General features: G+C 61.4%; 6 protein-coding genes. All 6 read left to right on the top strand.

Features of this window, described 5'->3' with window-relative positions; genetic code table 11:
- Window positions 1-112: 112 nt before the first annotated feature.
- The 6 genes from KA354_25150 (at window position 113) to KA354_25125 (ending at window position 4,652) form a co-directional block, all read left to right on the top strand.
- Window positions 113-637 carry a hypothetical protein gene (locus KA354_25150; protein ID MBP7937937.1) on the top strand — a complete coding sequence of 175 codons (525 nt, stop codon included), beginning with the start codon at window positions 113-115 and terminating at the stop codon, window positions 635-637.
- 172 nt (window positions 638-809) lie between these two features.
- Window positions 810-1,226 (top strand): ester cyclase, encoded by a 417-nt coding sequence (locus KA354_25145; protein ID MBP7937936.1) that lies wholly within the window; start codon window positions 810-812, stop codon window positions 1,224-1,226.
- A 210-nt stretch (window positions 1,227-1,436) separates the two neighbouring features.
- Entirely contained in the window at window positions 1,437-2,117 is a 681-nt protein-coding gene (locus KA354_25140) for a peptidylprolyl isomerase (protein MBP7937935.1), read from the top strand.
- 21 nt (window positions 2,118-2,138) lie between these two features.
- The gene (locus KA354_25135) at window positions 2,139-3,071 is read left to right on the top strand and encodes an amidohydrolase family protein (GenBank protein ID MBP7937934.1); all 933 of its coding nucleotides are present in this window, start codon (window positions 2,139-2,141) and stop codon (window positions 3,069-3,071) included.
- Between the two features lie 180 nt (window positions 3,072-3,251).
- Window positions 3,252-4,466: a beta-lactamase family protein gene (locus KA354_25130; protein ID MBP7937933.1), complete on the top strand. Its 1,215-nt coding sequence runs from the start codon at window positions 3,252-3,254 to the stop codon at window positions 4,464-4,466.
- 45 nt (window positions 4,467-4,511) lie between these two features.
- A complete protein-coding gene (locus KA354_25125; GenBank protein ID MBP7937932.1) occupies window positions 4,512-4,652 on the top strand; it encodes a hypothetical protein in 141 nt (46 codons plus the stop codon).
- The last annotated feature ends 119 nt before the right edge of the window (window positions 4,653-4,771 follow it).

The following is a 4,771-nucleotide window of genomic DNA, read 5'->3' as shown; positions in this document are numbered from 1 at the left end:
GCCGTCGGCGCCGTCAGAACCGGGCCCTGCCGGAGAGAGAGGAGGAGATCATTCGGCCCGCAGTGTTCCGGGAAGTGTCTCTTATTCGGGAGCCCCAAAGTGTCCCACTTACTTGACGACGCACAGTGCGATGGTTCTTGACGGCGGTTTTGTCGGCACGGTATCGCACTGCCTAATGTACGGCAATTCGGTCACGGGAAGAGGTGGCGCGGTCGATTGCTGGCGGGCGACGGTCGTCTTCTCCAACTGCACGATCGCCTTCAATAGTGCCGCCGGCGGCGCCGCCGGCATCGACTGCGGAATTGGTGCCGTCACCATTGAGCACACCATCATCGCTTTCTCGTCTATCGGCTCGGCGGTCTCTGGCAATGCCACGCTTGCTTGCGCCGATCTCTTCGGAAATGCGGGTGGGGATTGGGGCGGTGACATCGCGCCTCAATATGGGGTGAATGGGAACCTCTCCGCAGATCCGCTCTTCTGTGACGGCGAGGCCGGGGACTTCAGGCTCGAGCGCGATTCGCCCTGCGCACCAGGTGCTGATACCGATTGCGGACTGATCGGCGCTTTGCCAGTCGGCTGTGGATCTACGCCGACGCGTGTGGTTTCGTGGGGGCGTGCAAAGAGTCTCTTCAAGTAGGGCAGTGGCTAACAAACAAATCGAGCGGACGGTTGGCCCTGGCACGACTCTGGCCGTCCGGCGGCGGGCGGCCCCGACGCGGCTCTGCCGGGCCAGAGCCGCGCCAGGTCCACCCGCCGCTCATTTGGAGCGTTAGGCCGTCAGAACTGGGGGTGTCCAACGGAGAGGGAACATGAACGCTGGCGATCGAGCGGACATCGTGAGGGAGTACATTGACAAAGTGTGGAACAGGGGCGACCTGCAGGCTCTTGAGGAGCTGACAGCGCCGTCTTTCACTTTCCAACTCGGAGGGCAGCCTCCAATAGAGCGCGCCGGCATGTCCCAGTTTCTCAGGACCACACGATTGGCCTTCCCGGATTGGCGGGTGGAGGTCCTGGAACTGGTAGCTCAAGCCGAACTGGTCGCTGTTCGCTGGCGCGGGACCGTCACGCATGGTGGGCCCTTCCACGGCATCCCTCCGACTGGCCGTCGCGTCCACGTGAGCGGAATGAACATGTATCGGGTCTCCGAGGGCAGAGTTGCCGAGGAGTGGGAACAGATGGACTCACTTGGAATGCTGCGACAACTTGGCGTGCTACCGGCGGCATAACACGCGGCTGCACGCGACGGCCGCCGGAAGATCGCGTGCGGCCGCGGGTGAGCCGCATCGTTACGCCTCACGGAGGGCATGGTGCTCAACTCGAACAGTCTTCTGAGTGTGGGCATCGTCCTCCTATGCCTGCTTCTGCCCGCTGCGGGTTGTTCCGACGGAGTCACCAACCCATACGGTTCCGATGCTGCAATCAGGCAGATCGATCGCATGATTGCCGCTGCCCAGATTGACAAGGACGACCCTGACTGGAGGATGCATCTGCCCAAACCGCATCTCGTGGCCTTCAACCTGTCCCACGACTACTATGTCCAGATGTACACCAGCAAGGGGCCGATTCTGATTCGGCTGATGCCTGATGTCACACCGATGGCCGTGACGAACTTCCTCTACCTCGCCAGACTGGGCTTCTATGACGGGTTGACCTTTCATCGCGTGATCCCCAGTTTCTTGGCTCAGGGAGGGGATCCCTCCGGAAACGGAACTGGCGGTCCCGGATACGAGTTCGATGACGAGTTCAACGAAGTCCTCACTCACGATAGGCGGGGACGCCTGTCGATGGCAAATCACGGGCCCAACACGAATGGGAGCCAGTTCTTCATCACTTTCGTTCCTCTCCGTTACCTGGATGGTAGGCATACCGTATTCGGCCAGGTGGTCGAGGGAATGGACACCCTTGAAGCCCTCGAGGAGGCCGGCTCTCCCGGCACCGGTACGCCCACGGAGCCGTTGATGATGAGCAGAGTCACTGGCTACGCGAGGCGAGGGTCACACATGGATGAGGTGCAACAAGCGCATGCAGCAGTCGGCGGGCGCGGACTGCTCGGGGGAAGCGGGCAGCGCCGAGCTGGCGCCCCCCGCTGCTGGTGCGTCGCGTTCGGCGGGCAATGAGCGAGTTCAAAGGAGGATGTCGTGCAAAAGCAGACCGCACTGGTATTCTGTCTTGCGACCGCTGCGCTTTGCCTGACCGCCGCAGCGGCCCAGACGGGTGCTGACAGCGCCAGACCACCCATCATCGACATGCATCTTCATGCCTACCCGCTGGACGAGAGAGCAGCACCCGCAGTGAATGTCGTCACCGGGCAACCGTCTGCTGCGAGAACGACGGCCGACCTGCGCGACATGACTTTGGCGGAGCTCGAGCGGTACAACATCGTGAAGGCTATGGCCAGCGGGCCACCCGAAACGGTCAGCGAATGGCGCGAGGTCGCTCCGGACAGGATCATTGTCGGTGCATGGGTGGACGAGACCAGCCCCCTACCTGACCTCGACGGACTCCGCGCCGAAATGCGGGCAGGTCGCGTGCACGTTTTGGGCGAGTTGATTCTGCAGATGAGAGGTATGGCGCCGAACGACGCTCGCCTGGAGCCGTATTACGCTCTCGCGGAGGAGATGGACATACCCGTAGGGATCCACACGGGGGTTGGCCCCGAGAGAACGCCATACGAGCCCTGCTGCCCGAACTTCCGTGTGTCGCTTGGCAACCCAGTCCTCGTTGAGGAAGTGCTCATCCGCCATCCACGGCTGCGCATCTACCTGATGCACGGCGGCTGGCCGTACCTTCAGGAAACGAAGGCAATCCTGTCGGTGTATCCACAGGTTTATGTCGATCTCGCCACGATCGATTGGATCATTCCCCGGGAAGAATTCCACAGCTACCTGCGGGAACTCATCCAGGCCGGCTTCGGGAAGCGGCTGCTCTTTGGGTCAGACCAGATGGTGTGGCCTGAGGCCATCGGGATGGCCGTTGAAGGGATCGAATCAGCGGCTTTCCTCACGGAAGAGGGGAAGCGGGACATCTTTTACAACAACGCAATGAGGTTCCTCAGGCTTGACGAGAAGTGATGTGGGAGTCGCTGCTTGCGAAGACCAGCCGCCGAACAACTGGCTCGAGCGGACGGTGCTCGCGTCACGTCGCTTGCAGTGGCAAGCGCCGGGCCGCCGCTCATTTGCCGCGTTCCCCGCAAGGGGGCTGTGGGCGTCGATGGAATGAAACTTCTCCACAGCACATGATGGAACGGCTACATGATTTCTTATCTTCAGTCAGTACTCGACACACTGCTGGACAAGAAAGGCATCCAGCATGCGGTTATCGCCGTGGAAAACGGGGACCGTAGCATCAGCTGGTTCGCTGCCGACGGGGCGGCCGACGACACCGATCGGCCAATGACGCCCGAGACCCCCTACTTCATCGCCAGCATCACCAAACTGTATGTCGCGACCGTCGTCCTGCGGCTTGCTGAACGCGGCCTTGTCCGCCTCAACGAGTCATTCGTAACATACGTCCCCCCAGGAATAGCCGATCGCCTGCATGTGCTTGATGGCGTCGATCGTACCCGCAATATCACCGTCCGTCACTTGTTGTCTCACGCTTCCGGCCTGGCGGACTACCTGGAGGACAAGCCGAAGAACGGGCCGCCCTTCATCGACCGGCTCTTCTCCCAACGAGATCGCGATGTCGCGCTGACTGAGGTCGCGCATATCGTACGCGATGAACTGACGCCGCACTTCCCACCCCAAGTTCTTGATGCTGACAACCGTGTTCGTGTCCGCTACTCCGACACGAACTTCAGGCTGCTCATGGCTGTCGTCGAGACGGTGCTGGGGTGCCGATGGCACGAAGCGGTAAGGATGGAACTACTGGAGCCGCTCAAGCTCTTGCACACATGGGCTCCCGGGGGACAGCCATTGGAGCCCACGCACATGCCGGCAGCACTCTGGGCGGGAGATGGGATCCTCAACGCTCCCCGCATACTGGAGTCCTTCGGCGATCTTTTCAGCACCGTCACTGACCAGCTGGCGTTTCTGCGGGCGCTCTTGAGCGGATCTGCATTCAACGACCCGGGGACTTCAAGGCGCATGCACGAACACTGGAACGCCTTCGGATTCGACCCTACCACGCCGCGGCTTCCCGGCTGGCCGATCGAGTATGGCGTGGGCATGATGCGATTCGGCCTGCCCCGCTGGCTCACGCCCTTCTCTCCGGTCCCTCAAGTCGTCGGACACACAGGATCGACCGGATGCTGGCTCTTCTACTGCCCGGATCTCGACGTGTACACCTGCGGCGGGGTGGATCAAGTGTCGGCTGGCGCCATACCGTTTCGGGTGACACCCAAGGTGCTCAGAGTGCTCCTGAAACAGCAGCGTTCGTCGCCATCGAGTACGCGATCACAGTCAGGAAAAGACGTAAAGGGCGAACCAAGGCGTGCACCGGAGGCCGGCTGGCGCCGGCGCCCCTGACGCCTGCCGTTCAGTGCGCGCCCGAATCACGATGGGGTCATTCTGATGCCAGCGTTTGACTATTCCTTATTGGCTGATGTCTACGACAAGTTCGTCAAGACCGATCTGGACGTGGCATTCTTCCTAGACGAGTCAGAAGGGATCTCGGGCGGTGTTCTGGAGCTGATGTGCGGCACTGTGGAGTGAACCCCGCGGACTGGACAAGTTGACCCGAATCGAGTGAGGGGGTTTGGAATCGTGCTCGTGGAAGGCCATGTTTGCTCTTGGGAGCCCGGAGTCTTTGGGCAGATTGGACCTTCCGCGAG

This window comes from Phycisphaerae bacterium, from assembly GCA_018003015.1.
Classification (GTDB): domain Bacteria; phylum Planctomycetota; class Phycisphaerae; order UBA1845; family PWPN01; genus JAGNEZ01.
Note: the sequence above shows the minus strand (reverse complement) of the source record. Positions and strands in the feature narration are given on the sequence as shown.

What these genes read in the sequence shown, in the direction of transcription:
- KA354_25140 (MBP7937935.1), top strand. Translation starts at nt 1,437, where the DNA reads ATGATTGCCGCTGCCCAGATTGACAAGGACGACCCTGACTGGAGGATG.
- KA354_25125 (MBP7937932.1), top strand. Translation starts at nt 4,512, where the DNA reads ATGCCAGCGTTTGACTATTCCTTATTGGCTGATGTCTACGACAAGTTC.
- KA354_25130 (MBP7937933.1), top strand. Translation starts at nt 3,252, where the DNA reads ATGATTTCTTATCTTCAGTCAGTACTCGACACACTGCTGGACAAGAAA.
- KA354_25145 (MBP7937936.1), top strand. Translation starts at nt 810, where the DNA reads ATGAACGCTGGCGATCGAGCGGACATCGTGAGGGAGTACATTGACAAA.